Annotated in this window: 21 protein-coding genes; 6 read left to right on the top strand and 15 right to left on the bottom strand. The window is 65.0% G+C overall.

Annotated elements, in window-relative coordinates:
• The first annotated feature begins 58 nt into the window (after nt 1-58).
• The 3 genes from MNBBLIKP_RS07670 (at nt 59) to MNBBLIKP_RS07660 (ending at nt 3853) form a co-directional block, all read left to right on the top strand.
• On the top strand, nt 59-1441 hold the full coding sequence (locus MNBBLIKP_RS07670; protein ID WP_088309110.1) for a hypothetical protein: 1383 nt from the start codon (nt 59-61) through the stop codon (nt 1439-1441).
• 193 nt (nt 1442-1634) lie between these two features.
• Nucleotides 1635-1970 (top strand): Flp family type IVb pilin, encoded by a 336-nt coding sequence (locus tag MNBBLIKP_RS17745; RefSeq protein ID WP_140420548.1) that lies wholly within the window; start codon nt 1635-1637, stop codon nt 1968-1970.
• Between the two features lie 38 nt (nt 1971-2008).
• Entirely contained in the window at nt 2009-3853 is a 1845-nt protein-coding gene (locus MNBBLIKP_RS07660; protein WP_140420547.1) for a diguanylate cyclase domain-containing protein, read from the top strand.
• Nucleotides 3854-3864: 11 nt separating this feature from the next.
• Here the strand turns inward: MNBBLIKP_RS07660 and MNBBLIKP_RS07655 are convergent, their stop codons facing one another.
• A complete protein-coding gene (locus tag MNBBLIKP_RS07655; protein ID WP_140420546.1) occupies nt 3865-4446 on the bottom strand; it encodes a hypothetical protein in 582 nt (193 codons plus the stop codon).
• A 473-nt stretch (nt 4447-4919) separates the two neighbouring features.
• Here MNBBLIKP_RS07655 and MNBBLIKP_RS07650 point away from each other — a divergent pair, with 473 nt between their 5' ends.
• Nucleotides 4920-5657 carry a DUF1499 domain-containing protein gene (locus MNBBLIKP_RS07650; protein WP_176399711.1) on the top strand — a complete coding sequence of 246 codons (738 nt, stop codon included), beginning with the start codon at nt 4920-4922 and terminating at the stop codon, nt 5655-5657.
• An 18-nt stretch (nt 5658-5675) separates the two neighbouring features.
• Here MNBBLIKP_RS07650 and MNBBLIKP_RS07645 read toward each other — a convergent pair whose 3' ends face one another.
• Nucleotides 5676-6089, bottom strand: coding sequence for a DUF1489 family protein (locus tag MNBBLIKP_RS07645; RefSeq protein ID WP_088309102.1), 414 nt, complete (start codon nt 6087-6089; stop codon nt 5676-5678).
• Between the two features lie 5 nt (nt 6090-6094).
• Complete coding sequence (gene mgtE, locus MNBBLIKP_RS07640; protein ID WP_088309101.1) at nt 6095-7528, bottom strand: magnesium transporter; 1434 nt, start codon at nt 7526-7528, stop codon at nt 6095-6097.
• A gap of 110 nt (nt 7529-7638) precedes the next feature.
• Between mgtE and MNBBLIKP_RS07635 the strand changes: the two genes are divergently transcribed.
• A complete protein-coding gene (locus MNBBLIKP_RS07635; RefSeq protein WP_088309100.1) occupies nt 7639-8091 on the top strand; it encodes a peptidylprolyl isomerase in 453 nt (150 codons plus the stop codon).
• 1 nt (nt 8092) lies between these two features.
• Complete coding sequence (locus MNBBLIKP_RS07630) at nt 8093-8464, top strand: DUF4919 domain-containing protein (RefSeq protein WP_088309098.1); 372 nt, start codon at nt 8093-8095, stop codon at nt 8462-8464.
• Between the two features lie 4 nt (nt 8465-8468).
• Here the strand turns inward: MNBBLIKP_RS07630 and MNBBLIKP_RS07625 are convergent, their stop codons facing one another.
• From MNBBLIKP_RS07625 to MNBBLIKP_RS07570, 12 genes are all read right to left on the bottom strand, one after another.
• Nucleotides 8469-9137, bottom strand: coding sequence for a peptidylprolyl isomerase (locus MNBBLIKP_RS07625; protein WP_088309096.1), 669 nt, complete (start codon nt 9135-9137; stop codon nt 8469-8471).
• A 41-nt stretch (nt 9138-9178) separates the two neighbouring features.
• Complete coding sequence (bla, locus tag MNBBLIKP_RS07620) at nt 9179-10075, bottom strand: subclass B3 metallo-beta-lactamase (protein ID WP_088309094.1); 897 nt, start codon at nt 10073-10075, stop codon at nt 9179-9181.
• Nucleotides 10072-10956, bottom strand: coding sequence for a LysR substrate-binding domain-containing protein (locus MNBBLIKP_RS07615; RefSeq protein WP_088309092.1), 885 nt, complete (start codon nt 10954-10956; stop codon nt 10072-10074). The genes bla and MNBBLIKP_RS07615 overlap by 4 nt, the downstream gene beginning before the upstream one ends.
• A 4-nt stretch (nt 10957-10960) precedes the next feature.
• Nucleotides 10961-11866, bottom strand: coding sequence for a CBS domain-containing protein (locus MNBBLIKP_RS07610; protein ID WP_088309090.1), 906 nt, complete (start codon nt 11864-11866; stop codon nt 10961-10963).
• 17 nt (nt 11867-11883) lie between these two features.
• Nucleotides 11884-12384: an rRNA maturation RNase YbeY gene (ybeY, locus tag MNBBLIKP_RS07605; protein WP_088309088.1), complete on the bottom strand. Its 501-nt coding sequence runs from the start codon at nt 12382-12384 to the stop codon at nt 11884-11886.
• A gap of 17 nt (nt 12385-12401) precedes the next feature.
• The gene (locus tag MNBBLIKP_RS07600; protein ID WP_088309086.1) at nt 12402-12890 is read right to left on the bottom strand and encodes a hypothetical protein; all 489 of its coding nucleotides are present in this window, start codon (nt 12888-12890) and stop codon (nt 12402-12404) included.
• A gap of 85 nt (nt 12891-12975) precedes the next feature.
• Nucleotides 12976-13998, bottom strand: a complete 1023-nt coding sequence (locus MNBBLIKP_RS07595) for a PhoH family protein (protein WP_088309084.1) — start codon at nt 13996-13998, stop codon at nt 12976-12978.
• A 98-nt stretch (nt 13999-14096) separates the two neighbouring features.
• Entirely contained in the window at nt 14097-15416 is a 1320-nt protein-coding gene (gene miaB / locus MNBBLIKP_RS07590) for a tRNA (N6-isopentenyl adenosine(37)-C2)-methylthiotransferase MiaB (protein ID WP_088309082.1), read from the bottom strand.
• Nucleotides 15417-15426: 10 nt separating this feature from the next.
• Nucleotides 15427-16341 (bottom strand): lysophospholipid acyltransferase family protein, encoded by a 915-nt coding sequence (locus MNBBLIKP_RS07585; RefSeq protein ID WP_088309080.1) that lies wholly within the window; start codon nt 16339-16341, stop codon nt 15427-15429.
• Nucleotides 16341-17105: a lysophospholipid acyltransferase family protein gene (locus MNBBLIKP_RS07580; protein ID WP_088309078.1), complete on the bottom strand. Its 765-nt coding sequence runs from the start codon at nt 17103-17105 to the stop codon at nt 16341-16343. The genes MNBBLIKP_RS07585 and MNBBLIKP_RS07580 overlap by 1 nt, the downstream gene beginning before the upstream one ends.
• Nucleotides 17105-17527 (bottom strand): Fur family transcriptional regulator, encoded by a 423-nt coding sequence (locus MNBBLIKP_RS07575; protein ID WP_088309076.1) that lies wholly within the window; start codon nt 17525-17527, stop codon nt 17105-17107. The genes MNBBLIKP_RS07580 and MNBBLIKP_RS07575 overlap by 1 nt, the downstream gene beginning before the upstream one ends.
• A 96-nt stretch (nt 17528-17623) precedes the next feature.
• Nucleotides 17624-18064, bottom strand: coding sequence for a MucR family transcriptional regulator (locus MNBBLIKP_RS07570; RefSeq protein WP_088309074.1), 441 nt, complete (start codon nt 18062-18064; stop codon nt 17624-17626).
• Nucleotides 18065-18091 lie beyond the last annotated feature (27 nt).

Genomic DNA, 18091 nt, shown 5'->3' with positions numbered 1-18091 from the left:
GGGGGGGCAGGGTCGGGCCTAACCTGCGGTCAGATCGGGGCAATCGGGAGAGACGGCGATGTTGTTGGGCGATGATCCTGCGGCCTATTTCCAGGGCGAATCCTGGAAGGCATCGTTCCTGCCCCGCGCCGAACTGGCCCCGTTGCAGCTGCAGGTTGCCCAGGGCCGGTTCGCCTCGCTCAAGGATCGACTCCCGCCGCTTCAGGCGCTGGCACACAGCCAACAGATTGCCGAAATCGACACCATCGAAACGCTGGGCAAGCTGTTGTTCCCGCAGTCGTTCTACAAAAGCTATGACCCCGCCCTGCTGCAAGAGGGCGACTATGGCCGCCTGGCCGACTGGTTGCAGCGTGTGACCATGCGTCCGCTCGGCGCGCTGCGCGGGCGCAGCATTGCCACGCTGGACGAAATGTTCGCCATTCTTGAGCGCGAATGCGGGGTGCGGCTGGTGCACAGTTCAGGCACCACCGGGGTGCTCTCGCTGTTCCCGCGCGGAACCAGTGAGTGGCAGGCGCACTTGCGCCAGATGCGCGCGCTGACCCCGGGGTGGACGGGGCAGCCTGAAGACGCCTTTGGCGCGCCGCCGTTCGCGGTGGTCTGGTGCGGGTTTGAAGGTGGCCACTCTGCAATCGGCGGCGCGACCGATCTGATGCGCGCGATTTTCGTGCGGCGGCCGGAACTGTTCGTGACCACCATGGTCGGCAATACCAGCGTCGATTTCCACTGGTTCCTGCTGCGGCTTGAGGCTGCCAAGGCCGCCGGACTGCCCCAACCGCGCCTGTCCGACTATGTCGCGGCCAGGATCGACGCGGCGGAGGAAGGGCGGCTCGCCTATGATCAGGCGCTGGACCAGGTGCTGGCTCTTGTGCGCGGCGATTTCAGGGATGAGCGGGTGATGCTCGCCGGTCCGCCGATCCTGGTCCACCAGCTGGTCGCGCGCGGACTGCAGCAGGGGATGACCGATTGCTTCACACCCGCCAGCGCAGTGACCACGTTCGGCGGGACCAAGCGGCTCGGCCCGATCGAGACGCTGGAACGCGACATCGTGCGCTTTACCGGTCTGCCCGGCTCGCTTGACAGCTATGGCATGACCGAAATGCTGGGCACCGTTCCGGCCTGCAGCCAGGGGCACTACCACTTCCAGACCACCCAGCTGCCCTTCGTGTTCGATCTCGACAGTGGCGCGCTCTTGCCCGCACAGGGCCGCCAGACCGGGCGGCTCGGCATCTTTGACCTGATGGCGCAAAGCTTCTGGGGCGGCACGCTCAGCGCGGACAAGGTCACCCTGGAGTGGGAACCATGCGCTTGCGGCCGCCACACGCCGCACATCATCGGCGGGATTGAACGCGTCCCCGACCCCGAGGAAAGCCGCCCGCCCTATGCCGCCAGCGACGCGGCCGTCAACGCCGCGTTCGAGGCTCTGCAGGGCAGCGGAGGCTGATTCAGACTCGGGTTCTGGCCCGGCGACCGGCTGGTCATTCGTAAATCACCCGCGCACCACTGCTCGGCCGCAACCCCGCAGATAAGCGTTGATCCGCAGGCGCACGGCAAGGTCTACTTTACCATGCTCGTTAGGGCTTGGTTGGAACCGGCCGGGCTATAGGGGGACTTCGAATTGCACCCGAGGAAGCGCGATGAAGCGGATTGTTGGCCATTGGAAGCGCTTGTTGCGCGATGAACGCGGATTGTCCGCGATTGAGTATGGCATCCTTGCCAGCCTGATCGCGCTGGCCGCGGTGCAGGCCCTGTCCGATCTCGGCGAAGAGAGCGCCGATACCCTTGAAACCTCGGCAAGCCAGCTGGCCGCGCAGCGCGCCGTGCAGACGGCCCGGTCGGGCGGTGGAGGCGACAGCCCCGAAGAACCGCCGGTGGCGGGTGACGAGCTTGACCCCCAGGTTGGGCCCAATATCGGCGATGGCACTTCGCCCGACGAGCCGCCCATGGCAGCGATGAAAGCGCCTGAATTGTGACCCTGGGCCCGCTGCTGCGCAGGGGCCTTTCAGGAGAAGTGACCAGCCTGGCTGCCTTGCGCCGGGTGCTGGTTGACTGGTGGCGGCCGCTGGGCACGGCGGCGATGCTGTGCCTGGCATTGCTGGTGCTGGGGCCGTCAGACTCGCTTGACCGGCGCATGTCGGACCGGGCGCTGATTGCCCAGCGTCAGGCGATCGACCCCGCCCTGCTGATCGTGTCGGTCCAGCCATCGGACGTGCGCCGCTTTGGCGGTCCGACGCTGAGCCGGGATGGCATGGCCGCACTGCTCAACCGGCTGGCGGATGCCGGGGCAGAGCGGGTCCTGATCGACCTGTTCATCGCCGAACCGCTGTTTGCAGAAAGCGATGCGCGGCTGGAAGCGGCCATGGCGCGGTTTGGCCCGCAGCGGCTGGCGCTGGTCAGCGGGGCCAGCCCGGATGAGCGGCCCGCTGCCCGCTTTGCCCGCCATGCCACCGTGGTCGATGCCCGGCTGACCCCGGACGACGATGGCTGGCACCGCCGCCTCGGCCGCGACAAAGGGCTGCGCGGGATCAACCCCGCCGCCTGGCTGGCCAGCGGCACCAGGACGCAGGACCGGGTCGATTTCGATCTGCGGATCGATCAGCAGAACTATCCACGCCGCAGCGTGGCCGAAGTGGTCGACGGAGCCGAAGCCCTGCCCGGCCGGCTGGTCGTGATCAGCCCCAGCGTGCTGATCGCCCCGACCCGCGCCGCCCTGCCGATGATGCTGCGCGGGGATCGGGCGACGGTTATGGCGCTGGGGGTCCAGTCGGCGCGTGAAAACTATGGCGCGCGGCGGCTGGCGGGGATGCAGGCCAGCGTGGCCTTGCTGCTGCTGGGCATCGCGCTGGGCTTTGGCTGCGCGATGGCGGCGCGCTCGGGCAAGGCATTCGTGGTGCTGGCCTTCGCAACCTGTGTGGTCATGCTTTCGGCCAGCGTCGCGCTGGGGCGGATCTATGCGATGGAGATCTATCCGGCGCGGCTGATCGGCTGTTTCGTGGTCATGGCCAATGTCACTTTGGTCCAGCGGCTGCGGATCGTGCCGATGATGAGCTCGTTCCTGCGCGGCGATATCACGCCCGAAGAGGTCTGGGCCTGGCGCGGATGGGAAGCTTCAGACCATCCCGCGCTGCTGCTGGGCGCGGACGGCCGGATCAAGCGCAGCAATCAGGCCGCCGCCGCGCTGGTGGCGCGTTATGGCGAAACGCTTGCCCCGTTGTGCTCACCGCGGCTGGGCGAGCGCGCCCGCTTTGCCAGCCTGGCGGGAGCGGACGGGGCCGAGCGTTTCTATCAGCTGGACTGGCCCTTCGCCCACATCCAGATCGCCGTGCTGCGTGACAATACCGAGGCGGAACTGGCCCAGCGCGCGCTTGAAATCCAGCTGCTGACCGACGAGCTGACCGGCAAGGCCAACCGCCGCGGGTTTGACTATGCACTCGATCGGGCCAGCCAGGGGGATGATCGCTATGGCGTGTTCTTCATCGACATGAACGGGTTCAAGGCGGTCAACGATACCCATGGCCATGATGCCGGGGATGAACTGCTGGTCATCACGGCCGAACGGCTGGCCGCGCTGCTGGGGCCGCAGGACGTGGTGGCGCGGCTGGGGGGCGATGAATTCGCCATTCTGGCCCCGGGCCTGGCCGAAGATGCCCGCGCCGGAGAGCTTGCCCGGCGCATGGTCGAAGAGATCGCCCGAACCGCCTGGCTGGGCTGCGCCGGGGCCAGCGTGGAAGTGGGCGCGGCGGTCGGCTGGGCGGTGTGCCGCGAGCCGGGCGAAGACCCCGCCCAGCTGCTGCGCCGCGCCGACAAGGCGATGTACCGCGAAAAGCTCCGCAGCAAGCTGCGCGCCGCCGCCTGAACCTGCCCCGCTCAGGGTTTGGGCGTCAGAGTCCGTCCCGCACCGCTGGCCCTGGCCGCCGGGGTCAGCGGCTTGATGTTCTGCAACCCCTGCTTGATCGCCCGCGCCGGGATGGTGCCCAGTGCGCAGGCGTCGTTGGGGCTGGTGCCATTGCACCAGAAGCTGCCCTGGTTATCATGCCGCCGCAGCATGGCCGATGCGAGTACCGGCACGCTGGCATAATACCGGCACTGGCGGTTGGCAGAGCTTTCGGTGCCGGTCATCATCGGGTTCATCGGCCGGAAATCCCACGCCGCGCAGTCCGGCGTCGCTTCGCACATCGCCTTGCACTTGCCTGCCCCCCAGCCATAGGTGCTGGTTCCCAGCAATGTCAGCTGGGGCAGTGACAGCGCAAAGCCCTTGGGCGCGGTGCCGACGAAATGGAAGCCTTCCACAATCTGCCCCGCCACAAAGTCCGTTACCCCGGCAAGCGGTACATTCTTCGCCGGATCGGCCACATCATAGCTTTCCGGCGGCGTACCCAATTCCCACACCACTGGCGCAGCCGCACCCAGCAGCGCGGCGGCCATCGCCAATAGGGCAAATCTGCGCATCGGAACCCCTCTCGCCCGTCCTGAACCGTGCCAAGTCTGACAGTGCTGCCGCCGCTGCGCAAGCCGGGTCAGGCGCGCGCTAGACACCGAACAGGGGGTGAAATGCTGTGACGTTCCGGGTGATTGAAAGCCATCCAACGGATTGATATCAAACACTCAAAAGTGCTCTAGCTGAGGCGAAAACGCCGCCCGAAGTGTGACTTTCCATTTCCGCCCCAACGCGCCCCGTCCAGGCCCCATCGGGCAATTCCGCATCGACAATGTCAAAGAAGCGCCAGGCCGATTCGCCCGCGCCATCGGCATTGTGTCAGCCCGGCAGCATGTAGGAAAATGGTTTGCGCGCGCGGCGCAGCCTGCCCCGGGCAGGGTCGCCAGCCGGGCCGGACATGCGGGCGGCGGGGCCTGCCACAGCCCATCTTGCACAAGCGCCGATTGTCCCGCACCATGCCGGGCAGTTCAGGGGAGGCTGCGTGATGAGTGAACAGGGCAAACGGGGACGGTTGGAACGGGCTGCGATCGGCTTGACGCTGCTGGCTGCGGGGCTTGCAGCGGGCGGGCTGGTGCTGGCACGCTATGATGTGCTGCCCAAGCTGACCGGGTTTGCCGGTCTGGCACTGGGCGGGGCGGTCGCCCTGCTGGCGCTGCTGTGCGGCCTGATCGCATTGTGGAGCGGCCGCGGTCAGAGACTGGCCGGGCGCAAGGCACTGGTGGCGGCCACACTGGTGGCGCTGGGGCTGGGCGGCTTTGTCGCCTCGCGGCCACTGGTGGCGCGCGGCATTCCGGCGATCCACGATATCAGCACCGATCTGGCCAATCCGCCGGAATTCCGGGCCCTGCCACTACGCGCCGATAATCTGGCCGGAGTGGAAACGATCGACAACTGGCGCAAGCTCCACGCTGCCGCCTATGGCGATATTGCCCCGCTGCACAGCGACAAGCCGGTCGCCACCATGCTGGTCGACGCCCGCCGCCAGGCCGAAGCGCAAGGCTGGACCATCGCTGCGTTCGATCCCAACGCAGGCCGGATGGAAGCCACCGCCAGCGTATCCTTCATCCGCTTTCAGGACGATGTGGTCCTGGTCGCCCAGCCCGGCCCTCAGGGCCAGGGCAGCATAGTCAACATGCGCTCAGTCAGCCGGATCGGGATCAGCGATTTCGGCGTCAACGCCAAACGGGTGCGCGATTTCCTGAAAGTGCTGGCGGCGCATTGAGTGGTGGGTTGGGGTGGATCAAACCAGCCCCAACCGCGCCAGATCCGCCGCCAGTCCGCCGGGCATCACTTCGCCCGCTTCTTCGCCCGCCGCCAGATCGCGGGGGGCGTCGGTGTCTGACAGATAGCGCCAGCCCTGGTGGGCGCGTTTGGGCTGGGGGTGGACGTCGATCAGCTTGGTTGAAATGACGATATGGGTCTTGCCGCCCTCCGCCTCTTCAAAGCGGAGGATTTCGCTGCGGCAGACCAGCTGGTGCTTGTAGATCCAGAACAGGGAGCCGCCGCCTGAGCCGTCCTTGGGGGCAATTTCCTCATGCCGTTTGGGCAGGTAGCGGGTGGTCAGGCGGGCTTCATCGCCGCGGGTCTTGAACCAGCCGTGCAGTTCCTCAAGGCTCTGCGCGCCATAGGCGACTTTGGTGAGGTGGAGCGGCATCGGGTTTACCCGGTCAGGCCGCTCAGCACGGCAAGGCCGAGGAACGAGAAGAAGCCCATCACATCGGTTGCCATGGTCACGAACACCGCACTGCTGACGGCGGGATCGACTTTCGCCTTGTCGAGTGTCAGCGGCACCAGAATGCCTGCCAGGCCCGCGACCAGATTGTTGATCAGCATGGCCAGCGCGATCACCCCGCCAAGCAGCGGGTTGCCATAGAGCAGGCCCACACCGCTGCCGATCAGTGTGCCAAGCGCGAGGCCGTTGGCGGCGGCGATGCGGAATTCGCGGCCGATCATGCGCCAGGTGTTGGAACTGGTCAGCTGGTTGGTGGCCATCGCGCGGACGATCACCGCCAGGGTCTGCGTCCCCGCGTTGCCGCCCATGCCCGAAACGATCGGCATCAGCACCGCCAGCAGCGCAAACCGGGCAATCGCGCCCTGGAACAGCCCGACCACGCTGGCGGCGACGATCGCCGTGCCCAGATTGACCACCAGCCAGGTCAGCCGGGTCTGGATGGTCAGCCGGATCGGTTCATTGATGTCGCCATCGCCCGCGCCGGACAGCAGCAGCACGTCCTCCCCGGCTTCTTCCTGAATGATGTGGACCACGTCGTCGACCGTGATCTGGCCGACCAGCCGCCCGGCCTCGTCAACCACCGCGGCGGAAATCAGCGCGTATTTCTGGAACCGCAGCGCGACTTCTTCCTGGTCCATCGACACCGGGATCAGCGTCTGGTCGCGCTGCATCACGTCGGTCAGGGCGATGTGGCGCGGGGCGCGCAGGATCCAGCTGAGCGCACAGGTGCCGACCGGGTGGTGGCGGGCATCGACGATGAACACTTCCCAGAATTCGTTCGACAGTTCGCGCCCTTCGCGCAGGAAATCGATCAGATCGCCCACGGTCATGTGTTCCGGGACCGCGACCAGATCGCGGCTCATCAGGCGCCCGGCGGACTCCTCGGGGTAAGACAGCGCGCTTTCGATTGCGGCGCGGTCTTCCGGCTCCATTTCGGCGAGGACGGCCTGCTGGTCGTCTTCGTCGAGATCCTCGAGCATCGCCACCGCGTCGTCAGTGTCGAGCTGTTCGGCAATGTCGGCAACGGTTTCGGCGGGCAGGCTTTCGACCAGATCCTCGCGCACCCAGTCGTTCAGTTCGGCGATAACCTCGCTGCCCATAAGGTCGCTGATCGCCTTGGCGAGGGCGGGGCGCTCATCGGAATCGAGCAGTTCGAACAAGTCGGCAATGTCGGCCGGGTGGAGGTGTTCGACCAGTTCATAGACCCGGTAATTCTCGCCCGCGTCAAGCGCTTCGCGGACCGCGCGGACATAGTCCTTCTTGAAATGGTTTTCTTCGTCCAGCCCATCAGACTCGCGCGTGTCGAGCGCCGGTTCGGCGCTTTCGTGCAGCAGATCGGGGGCCAGATCTTCGGGAGTCATCGCGGCGAGGTCTAGGCCGGTGGAGGACAAAAGCAACCACCCGCGCGCCGGGGGAGGTGACTTTGTGCACGAGCGCCTTATATCGGGGCGCAAATCACAGGAGACACCTCATGGCTGACGAATACCTGACCCTGTCGCTGTCCAGCGGCGGCGACGTGAAGATCAAGCTGCGCCCCGATCTGGCCCCCGGCCACGTTGAGCGCATCGCCGAACTGACGCGCGAAGGGTTCTATGACGGCGTGAAGTTCCACCGCGTGATCCCCGGCTTCATGGCCCAGGGTGGCTGCCCCAACGGCACCGGCATGGGCGGTTCGTCCAAGCCCGACCTCAAGGCCGAATTCAACAACGAACCGCACGTCCGCGGCGTCTGCTCGATGGCCCGCACCAGCGCGCCGCATTCGGCCAACAGCCAGTTCTTCATCTGCTTTGACGATGCCACTTTCCTGGACCGCCAGTACACCGTGTGGGGCGTGGTCGAAGAAGGCATGGAACACGTCGACGCCCTGCCCAAGGGCGAACCCCCGCGCGAGCCGGGCGTGATCGTCAAGGCGACTGTTAGCTGAGATGCAGCAGCTGGCTCTGATCGCTGCAGCAATGCTTGCTGGTCAGGGCCAGCTGAATGCGCCTGTTGAGACTGTTGAGACGCAAAACCAGGAAATGACCCAGGTTTTGCCTGGACCAAAGGTCTCCAAGCGCCTTGCAAAGATTTTGGCGAAGAGCGACGGGCGAACGCAGGCCACAGCCTACAAGGTTTCAAGTGTCGCTGACGAATATGCGATCATGCGAGTCCTTGGCCTGCAGTCTGAACAGCAAGCATTGATCATCCCCAAGGGCAAAGCCTATGATCGTTTGACCGCTACGGACCCAAACACCGGCGCAAAACGGGAAGTTTGGTTCGATATCAGTTCATTCTTCGGACGCGGTTTCGGTTTCTAGCAGTTCATTGTGCGGCATTGATCCGCCGCACCGTCAACACCTTGATCGGCGGGTCCAGCATCTGACCTTTCAGAATGCCCAGTCCCTTGGTGGGTGACAGCGGCGCATCGTAGATCTTGCGGACCACGTCCATTCCCGCCGAAACCCGCCCGAACGCGGCGTAGCCGGCCTGAAGTTCGGGATTGGTGCTTTTGGGATCGGCATCGAACCCTTCAAGGTCCGAAAGCAGGATCGAGAAATCCGAAGTGGCCGTGCCCGGCGCGTTGCGGGCCATGGACAGAGTGCCGGCCTTGTGCAGGATCCCGGTGACACTGGTCGGCTCATGCGCGATCGGCTTGAACACCTTGCGCGGATCGCCTGACAGCCCGGTCTGGATGATGCCATTGGGCGGCGTGCCCCAGGGCAGGCGCATCACGCGGTAGAAATTCATCCCGTCAAACCGCCGCGTATCGACATAGCGGACGAAGTTTTCGACCGTGATCGGCGCGTGCTTGTGATCGAGCTCCAGCTCGATCGTGCCGAGCGCGGTGACCATCGCGACTTTGACCACATCGCCCAGCGGCGCGGCAGCGGGCGGCTTGGCGGCCGGGCGGGGCGCAGCTTTTTTCGGCGGGGCAGCAGCGACGAGCAGAGCGAGGGCTGGCAGGGCGAACAGGGCGAATCGGCGGTTCATGCCCCGCAGCTTGCCGGAAAAAGGGGGTGCTTTGCCAGCCTCTATGGCTTGATCCCCGCCGCTTCCTTTGCCAGCCGCGCTTCCAGCAGCTTGCCTGTGCGCAGGGAAAGAGCGTGGCAGGCGGTGGGATCGATCGGGGAGCGGGTGGCGGTGGGGCCGAACCGTTCCCACATCGCGCTGGCCGATGGGTGCGGGGTGATCAGCAGGTCGCAGTCCAGCTTTCCGATCCGGGCCACGCTGTCGCGGAACGCCTGAGCATAGCCGGGGTTGGCGGCTTCATCGCTGAATTTGTAATCATCGTCCGAAATCGCGGTCAGGCTGTCGGCATAGACGATCTGGACGCAGCGCTTCTTTTCGCAAGACCGCCAGGTCCAGCTGGTGCTGCCCGGGGTATGGCCGGTGGTCGGCACCGGGGTCAGCGCCAGCGAGCCGAGCAGGACCAACCCCTGATCCAGCCGCTGGACCGGCTGGTGCGCGGGGAACGGGCCAGAGCTGTAGAACTGCGGATCGTCACGCCCGCCCTTGCCGCGCTCTACCGCATCGGCATCCGATCCGCGCCCGACCACGGTAGCGCCCGTATCCCGCGCCATCCGCGCCACGCCGCCGATGTGATCAAAATGGGAATGGCTGAACAGGATATATTTGATGTCCTTCAGCTTGAACCCGGCGCGCTGGATGTTGGCCTCGATCATCGGCACGTTCTGGTCCATCGGCACGTCGATCAGCACGTGCCCGGCCTTGGACGTGATCAGGATCGCGGAGACCCCGCAGGATCCGACGTACCAGGTGTTGCCAAAAATGCGGAATGGTGCGCCGGGATCGGTCCAGCTTGAATCGTCGGTGCAGACCGGATCGGGTGCCTTGGGCGGGGCCTTGGGGGCGTCCTTGGCTCCCAGTGAGAGCAGGCCCAGCGCAAGGACCAGTGCGATGCGTTTCATAGGGCAGCCTTTACCAGCCAGTCGTGGAAGATCCGCACGCTGCGGATTTCCAGCGCGTGGGGGCGGCAGATGAACCAGTAGGAGTAGGGGCTTTGCACCTCTACATCGAACAGCTTGGCCAGGCGGTTGTCATGGCTGCGATGGAAATGGTCATCGTGCATGATCGCGATCCCCAGGCCGTTGGCGGCGGCTTCCAGGATCAACTGGCCCGAATCATAATGGTCGATCGCGGCCGGTTCCAGATCGGCCATGCCCAGCGCCTGCTTCCAGGCCACGAAGCTGTCCGGCAGTTCGGTGTGGATCAGGAAAGTCTGGCGTGACAGCACTTCACTGTCCGGGTTCTGCCCGATCTCTGCGGCAAGCGCTTTTGAGGTAAAGGCATAGACCCGGTTGTGATCGAGCCGGACCGAATGAAAGCCCGGATCGGGCCGCTTGGCCAGCACGATCGCGGCGTCCAGCGTGTCGCCCACGCGCTGCTCCAGATGCGGGCTGGTATCGAAATCGATATGCAGCCGCGGGTTGGCCTTGCGCAGTTCGGGCAGACGCGGGAACAGCCGCTGGCTGCCGAACAGCGGCAACATGCCCAGATGCAGGCGCAGCACTTTGCTGTCTTCGATCTGCCCTTCCACCGCAGCGGCCAGTTCATCGAACTTGGGACTGACCGCATCGTAGAATGCATGGCCATCGTCGGTCAGCTTCATCGCCTGATGCTGGCGGGTGAACAGCCGCTTGCCGATGAAATCTTCGAGCGCGGCGACCCGGCGCGAAAGGGCGCTGGGCGAAAGCCCCAGTTCGTCGGCGGCAGCCCGGGCAGAACCCAGCCGGACGATCCGCACAAAGGCTTCGATCGCGCGCAAGGGAGGAAGGCGACGGATGGCCAAGGGGCTACTCTTCGGATTCGTCCTGGGGAGGAACGGGTGGATGCAGACGCAGACGGGTAACGTGTTTTTCGTTGCCCGCAATCACTTCCAGCCGCCAGCCGCTGTCATGTTCCAGCATGGCCCCCACCGGTGGCACCTGTTCGGCCAGCAGAAAGGCCAGTCCGCCCAGCGTATCGACGTCCTCTTCAACTTCGCCCAGGCGCGGATCGATCAGGTCACCCACTTCGTCGAGCTCGGCGCGGGCATCGGCTTCCCACATGCCATGGTCCAGCGGAACCAGCAGGGTCTGCGGTGCATCGTCGTGCTCGTCCTCGATCTCGCCGATGATTTCCTCGACCAGATCCTCGATCGTGATGATCCCGTCGGTGCCCGAATATTCATCGACCACCACCGCCAGATGGGTGCGGCTGGCGCGCATATCGCCCAGCACGTCGAGCGCGCCGCGCGCCTGCGGCACGAACAGCGGCTGGCGCAGCATATTGGTCCAGTCCTTGGGGACTTTGCCCTGGGCCAGATAGACGAACACGTCCTTGATCAGCACCATGCCGACGACTTCGTCGAGCGTATCGCGGTAAACGGGCATGCGCGAATGGCCGTGGGTGGCAAAGGCGGCGACGACTTCGTCCCAGCTCGCTTCCTCGCTCACCGCCACGATCTCGCCGCGCGGGATCGCCACGTCATCGGCATCGTGTTCGCTGAAATGCAGCAGGTTGCGCAGCATGTCGCGTTCCAGCGAGGACAGGTCGCCATTGGCCGCGCCCCTGCCCTGATCGCCGTCCTCATGCTCGTCGATAACTTCTTCCAGCTGCGCGCGCAGCGACTGGTCGGCATCGCCGCCGACCATCAGCTTGCGGATTGCACGCCACAGCGTGCCTCTACTGTCCGGTTCTCCGGAATGATTGTCGGACATCGACGGGGATCAAGCCTCTATATTGCTTCGTGGTCGCCATATGGGTCGGCAATGCCCAGCAGTGCAAGCGCCTTTATTTCGAGAATTTCCATCGCGCGGGCCTCGTCCGGGCCCAGTTCATGATCATGCCCCGCCAGATGGAGCAGGCCATGGATGATCAGGTGAACGGCGTGGGCCTCCAGTGCGATGCCCTTCTCCCCCGCCTCGCGCGCACAGGTTTCCAGCGCCAGGGCGATGTCGCCCAGCAATTCGGGCGGTCCAGCGGGGGACAGGTCCAGCAGGTCCGCACGCTCCAGCATGGGGAAGGACAGCACATTGGTCGGCTTGTCCTTGCCGCGCCATTCGCGGTTGAGCGCGTGGACTTCGCCGTCATCGGCAAACAGCAGGCTGGCCTGAAGGCGCGGATTGGCGAGTTCAGGGGAGACCCGGGCCAGCGCTGCGGCAGCGCGCAGGGCCAGGTCCTCCCAATCGGGCGGGCTGGGCCAGGGGGCTTCGATGGACAGGTCAAGCTGAAGCATGACCCAGCCTATGCCATTCAAGCACCCGGACGAACAGTCCAGACAAAGCCTTCGCCCGCATCCGCCTTGGCTTCGAGCAAGCGGATGAGGTCGCCATTGGTCTGGTGCCAGTCAAGCTGGCGCATCTGCATCCCATCCTGCGTTCCCGCAGTAACCTTGGCCGGGCCGTACTGGTGGATCAGGAATTCCTCAGTCGTGGCGTTGAGCCAGGTTTCGACCGGCACCAGCTGCACCATGCGCAGGGTGCGGTCCTGCGGATCGAAATAGAACCGCACCTTGACCTTCAGGCCCTGATCGGTGGCCTGCCCTTCGGCCAGCATCAGCAGCCCGGACTGACGCAGTTCCGGCTTGTCCGCTACCTTCTTGGCTTTGGCGTCAGCCTTTTCGGCCTTGACCAATTGGTCAACGGTCTGGCCCCATTGGCTGGCGTGCCAGTTGGCCTGGGCAGTGGTGGGCAAAGCCAGAGCAGCCAGCGCCAGCAGGGCCGGGAGAGCTTGTTTCCGCACGATTGATAACCCTTGTGTTGGAGATTGAACCCCGATCTTAGCGCCGCGCTGGTCTTGCCGCTTGCACGGACGCGCCAAGGCAGGACTATTCGCCGGTTCCTTCATAAGCCTCGACAATCCGTCCCACGATCGGATGGCGCACCACGTCCGCCACGGTGAAGCGCGTCACGGCGATGCCGTCCACCCCTTCCAGCCGGTCAACCGCGTCCTTCAGGCCGCTGAACGAATCCCCGCCGGGAATATCGACCTGCCGCGGATCGCCACAGACCACCATGCGGCTGTTCATGCCGAACCGGGTCAGGAACATCTTCATCTGCGCGGGCGTGGTGTTCTGCGCTTCGTCGAGAATCACGAAGGCATCGGCCAGCGTGCGGCCGCGCATGAAGGCGATCGGTGCAATTTCAATTTCGCCGCTGGCGATGCGGCGCTCGACCTGTTCGGGCGGCATGCAATCGTACAGCGCATCGTAGAGCGGGCGCAGATAGGGATCGACCTTTTCCTTCATGTCGCCCGGCAGGAAGCCCAGCCGTTCGCCTGCTTCCACGGCCGGGCGGGACAGGATCAGGCGCTGGACCGAACCGGTGATCAGCTGGCTGACCGCCTGCGCCACCGCGACATAGGTTTTGCCGGTGCCTGCCGGGCCCAGGGCAAAGATGATGTCCTTGCTGGCCAGCGCGCGCATGTATTCGATCTGGGTCGCGCTGCGCGGAACGATGGTTTTCTTGCGGGTGCGGATCATGATCGGCGGGGCATCCTGCCCGCCCGTGATGATCCCTTCCAGGGTCGGTTCGGATGACATCGAAATCAGGCTTTCTACCGCGCCAGCATCCAGCTCATGACCTTGCAGCAGCCGTTGATGCATGCCTTTCAACACTTCGCGGGCGCGGGCCACGGCATCTTCGGGCCCTTCGATCTGCGCCCGGTTGCCGCGCGCCGAGATATAGACCCCCAGCCGGTTTTCGATCTGCACCAGGTTGGCGTCAAACTGCCCGAACAGCGCGCCAAGAATTGTGGCCTCTTCAAATTCCATCTCGGCCCGCGCGCGGCGCGGGGCGTGGATGCGGGCTGGCTCCATGGGTTCATGGGCACGGGCAGGTTTGCGGGCCATTGGCTCCTTTCGGGCAGGGGTGGTCCTGATTCGGAAGGATAGGCCCATGGCGCGCGGGTGCAAGCGGGCTTGCGGCAGTCCGGCGTGGATAATTGGGTCTAGATCAGCCGCCCGGCCAGGGAATTCGGTCCGGCCTCGATCAACTCCACCTCCACCAGATCGCCGATCGCGACATCTGCGGTGAAGTGAACCGATTGCAACCACGGGCTCTTGCCGAGCCACTGCCCTTCATGCCGCCCGCGCCGTTCAACCAGCACCGCGCAGCGCCGCCCGACCGAGGCCTGGTTGAAGGCCAGGCTGCTGCGCTGAAGCGCAGCCTGCAGGCGTTGCAGCCGCTCGTCCATTACCGCCATCGGTACTTGCCCCTCCATCGTCGCGGCGGGGGTGCCGGGGCGGGGGCTGTATTTGAAGCTGAAGCACTGGGCATAGCCGACCCGCTCGACCAGTTTCAGCGTATCTTCGAACTCGGCGTCAGTTTCACCCGGAAAGCCGACGATGAAATCGCCTGACAGCGCGATGTCCGGCCGCACCGCGCGGACCTGGTCGAGCACGCGAAGATAGCTTTCCACCGTGTGGCTGCGGTTCATCGCTTTCAGCACGCGGTCGTTGCCCGATTGCACCGGCAAGTGCAGGAACGGCATCAGCTTGGCGACGTCGCGGTGCGCCTCGATCAGGCCGTCGGTCATGTCGTTGGGGTGGCTGGTGGTATAGCGGATCCGCGCCAGCTGCGGGATCGCGGCCAGTGCCTCGACCAGCTTTTCCAGCCCCCGCTCCGCCTCGTCGCGCCAGGCGTTGACGTTCTGGCCCAGCAGCGTGATTTCGCGCGCGCCGGCCTCGACCAGCCGCTGCGCTTCGGCCACCAGATCGGCGAACGGGCGCGAGATTTCGGCGCCGCGGGTATAGGGGACCACGCAATAGGTGCAGAACTTGTCGCAGCCTTCCTGCACGGTCAGGAACGCGCTGGGGCCAACCGAGCGCCGGGCGGGCAAGGTATCGAACTTGGTCTCGGCCGGCATGTCGGTATCGACACTGCGGCGGCCGTGGGTCGCCTCCTCGATCATCTGCGGCAGGCGGTGATAGGCCTGCGGGCCAACTACCATTGAAACCGCCGGCGCGCGGGCCATGATTTCCTCACCCTCTGCCTGGGCGACGCAGCCCGCGACCGCGATCAAGGGCGCGCTGCCATCGTCGCGGCGCCACTCCTTCGTGATCCGGCCGATGTCCGAATAGACTTTCTCTGCGGCCTTCTCGCGGATGTGGCAGGTGTTGAGCACCACCAGGTCCGCTTCCTCACCCTCGCTCGCGGGGCGGATGCCCTGGCTGGCGAGCAGCTCGGCCATGCGTTCGCCATCATAGACGTTCATCTGGCAGCCAAAGCTTTTGACCCGGTAGGTCTGGGGGGGAGGGGCAGGGCGCATCGCCCCGCGCCTATAGCGCCGAAGCGGGGCTATTCAAATCCTCTTCCTTGGGTGCGACATAGCCGATCATGGCGAGGTCATAGCGGAACGGGCGCAGCGGCTTGCCCAGCGTTTTCACCAGCCGCTCCTCGATCTGGCGGCGCGCCTCTGCGGCGATGGCTTTGCGCCCGGAAAAGTCATGCGGATCGAACGGATCGAGAAAGTGCAGGTTGACCGTGAACGTGCCGGGCCGGGCAAAGATCCGGCGGGCATTGTCCAGCCCGCTTTCCTGATCCAGCCAGCCGATCCATTCTGCCACCGGGCCGTAATCGATCACCATCGGTTGGACCAGCATGCCCGGCGGCGGCGGTTTGAGCACGCTGAGCATCGAGGTCTTGAACGGCAGCAGCGAATGGCCATCGGTGACCGATCCTTCGGGAAAGATCACCACCGACCAGGTGTCGGCAATCGCCTCGCGCAGCAGGTTGATCTGTTCGGCAATGTTCATCCGCGCGGTGCGCTGGGTAAACACCGTGCGGTTAAGCCGGGCCATCCAGCCCAGGATCTTCATTTCCGCGATCTCTGCCCGCGCAACAAAGGCCGATCCGGTCACCCCGCCGATCACGCAGATGTCGAACCACGACACATGGTTGGGCAAGTAGAAGACGTCGCGCTTCAGCGGCACGCCGTGGATATTCAGCCGCGCGCCGATCAGGCGGGTGGCCAGGCGCAGGAAATACATCGGGAAGGGCGAACCATAGCGCACCAGCCGGAACAGATAATGCAGCGGCACCAGCACGCACAGCACCGCGACCAGCATGGCCGATCGCGCCCAGATCCGCAGTTCACCCGCCAGCCCCACGGGCAGCACGACCCCGGCGGCGGCATAGGGAATGGCGGCGTCGCTATCGAAGCGGACCGACGGGTCAGGCGTGGGAAGGGGCATCAGCGCTGGGTCAGAGAACGCAGCATGGCATCGCGCGCGGCCTGGGCCATCGCCTTGCGCCCGGCGAGTTCATCTCCGGCCAGCATCGGCAGAAACCGGACAGTCAGCCGGATCGGGCGCCGCCGGGCCAGGATGCGCAGGAAATTGTCGAGCCCGTGTTCTTCGCCGACCCAGGCGACTTGCGCCGCCTCTGGTCCGTAATCAAGCAGTACCGGCTGGACCGCGATGCCCGGCGGGATCGGTTCGAGTGCCGAAAGCAGCGCGCTTTTGAACGGGAGCAGGCCGGTGCCATCGCTGGTGGTGCCTTCGGGGAAGATCGCCAATGCGCCGGTATCCGACAGCGCCGTGCGCACAGCTTCGACTTGCCGGGCCACGCTGGTGCGATCATGGCGGGCGACGAAGACCGTATCATTCATCGCGCAAAGCCATTTGAGCAAGGGCATAGCGGCCAGTCCATCATGCCCGACAAAGGCGCTGCCCGTTGCCGCGGAAATCGCCGGAATATCGATCCAGCTGACGTGATTGGCGAGCAGGAAGGCCCCGCGGTGCACCCGCTCGCCTTCTACTTTCAGCTGCACTCCGGCGATCCAGGCTACACTGGCCAGAAACAGCCGCGGGACCGGATTGTGGCGGGTAGCCAGGCCAAGCAGATAATACAGCGGAACGCAGGCCAGCAGCAACACCGCCATGCACAGCAGCCGAAAGGTGATGCGCAACCAGCCGAGCAGCGACACCGCCTTGGGCCGGGCCAGCGCCAGGGCCATTACTGGCTCCGGTCCAGTCGAACCCCGTACAGTTCGAGGCGGTGATCAACCAGTCGATAGCCCAGCTTTTCGGCGATCTGGCGCTGCAGAGCTTCCAGTTCGGGGTCGACGAATTCCAGCACTTTGCCGGTTTCCACATCGATCATGTGGTCATGATGCGCTTCGGGTGCGGCTTCATAGCGCGAGCGACCATCGCCGAAATCATGGCGGTCAAGGATCCCGGCCTCTTCAAACAGGCGCACGGTGCGATAGACGGTGGCGATCGAAATGCGCGGATCAATCGCCGATGCACGTTCGTGCAGCGCCTCTACATCAGGGTGATCCTGCGCGTCGGACAGCACGCGCGCGATGACGCGCCGCTGGTCGGTGATCCGCAGGCCGCGCTGTGCGCAAAGGGCTTCGATATCGATGGGTTGCTGCACGATTTGCTACTGTACCAATGAATTGCCCCGCCGATCATAGACCGGCGGGGCGATTCTTCAATGGGCTGTAATGCTCCGGTTGCCCCGGAATTGCACTTATCCCTTGGCTTTGCGACCACGCTTGACGCCGGGCTTGCGGCCCAGGCCGATCTTCTTGGCCAGATCGCGGCGCTTGTCGGCATAATTGGGGGCGACCAGCGGATAGTCAGCGGGCAGGTTCCAGCGCGCCTTGTAATCATCCGGGGTCATGTTGTGGTGAGTCATCAGGTGGCGCTTGAGCATCTGCAGCTCTGCACCGCAATCAAGGCAAATCACCTTGTCCGGCTTGACCGAGGCGCGGATCGACACGGCAGGCTTGAGCGGGGCGGCTTCCGGTGCGGGGGCGGCCTGACCCAGTCCGGCCAGCGCGTTATAGACGCTGCTGATCAGGTTCGACAGCTCTTCAGCGCCGACGCTGTTGTTGCTGACGTGGGCAGCGACAATATCGGAGGTGAGGGTGATCAGCGTTTCGTTCATGTCGGACTGTACGGAATCCATGGTTGTTCCCTTCTCAATCAAATTATG

Source organism: Novosphingobium sp. B 225 (genome assembly GCF_002198665.1).
Taxonomy (GTDB): domain Bacteria; phylum Pseudomonadota; class Alphaproteobacteria; order Sphingomonadales; family Sphingomonadaceae; genus Novosphingobium.
This window is presented reverse-complemented; position numbering and strand designations above follow the sequence as displayed.

Coding starts and splice junctions, on each gene's coding strand:
- MNBBLIKP_RS07645 (WP_088309102.1), bottom strand. CDS start 6,089: ATGCCGCTCCACCTCACCAAAGTCGCCTATGGCGCGCAGAGCCTTGAG.
- MNBBLIKP_RS07650 (WP_176399711.1), top strand. CDS start 4,920: ATGAGTGAACAGGGCAAACGGGGACGGTTGGAACGGGCTGCGATCGGC.
- MNBBLIKP_RS07595 (WP_088309084.1), bottom strand. CDS start 13,998: ATGGCCCGCAAACCTGCCCGTGCCCATGAACCCATGGAGCCAGCCCGC.
- MNBBLIKP_RS07670 (WP_088309110.1), top strand. CDS start 59: ATGTTGTTGGGCGATGATCCTGCGGCCTATTTCCAGGGCGAATCCTGG.
- MNBBLIKP_RS07630 (WP_088309098.1), top strand. CDS start 8,093: ATGCAGCAGCTGGCTCTGATCGCTGCAGCAATGCTTGCTGGTCAGGGC.
- MNBBLIKP_RS07585 (WP_088309080.1), bottom strand. CDS start 16,341: ATGCCCCTTCCCACGCCTGACCCGTCGGTCCGCTTCGATAGCGACGCC.
- MNBBLIKP_RS07625 (WP_088309096.1), bottom strand. CDS start 9,137: ATGAACCGCCGATTCGCCCTGTTCGCCCTGCCAGCCCTCGCTCTGCTC.
- MNBBLIKP_RS07580 (WP_088309078.1), bottom strand. CDS start 17,105: ATGGCCCTGGCGCTGGCCCGGCCCAAGGCGGTGTCGCTGCTCGGCTGG.
- mgtE (WP_088309101.1), bottom strand. CDS start 7,528: ATGACTCCCGAAGATCTGGCCCCCGATCTGCTGCACGAAAGCGCCGAA.
- MNBBLIKP_RS07655 (WP_140420546.1), bottom strand. CDS start 4,446: ATGCGCAGATTTGCCCTATTGGCGATGGCCGCCGCGCTGCTGGGTGCG.
- MNBBLIKP_RS17745 (WP_140420548.1), top strand. CDS start 1,635: ATGAAGCGGATTGTTGGCCATTGGAAGCGCTTGTTGCGCGATGAACGC.
- miaB (WP_088309082.1), bottom strand. CDS start 15,416: ATGCGCCCTGCCCCTCCCCCCCAGACCTACCGGGTCAAAAGCTTTGGC.
- bla (WP_088309094.1), bottom strand. CDS start 10,075: ATGAAACGCATCGCACTGGTCCTTGCGCTGGGCCTGCTCTCACTGGGA.
- ybeY (WP_088309088.1), bottom strand. CDS start 12,384: ATGCTTCAGCTTGACCTGTCCATCGAAGCCCCCTGGCCCAGCCCGCCC.
- MNBBLIKP_RS07610 (WP_088309090.1), bottom strand. CDS start 11,866: ATGTCCGACAATCATTCCGGAGAACCGGACAGTAGAGGCACGCTGTGG.
- MNBBLIKP_RS07570 (WP_088309074.1), bottom strand. CDS start 18,064: ATGGATTCCGTACAGTCCGACATGAACGAAACGCTGATCACCCTCACC.
- MNBBLIKP_RS07635 (WP_088309100.1), top strand. CDS start 7,639: ATGGCTGACGAATACCTGACCCTGTCGCTGTCCAGCGGCGGCGACGTG.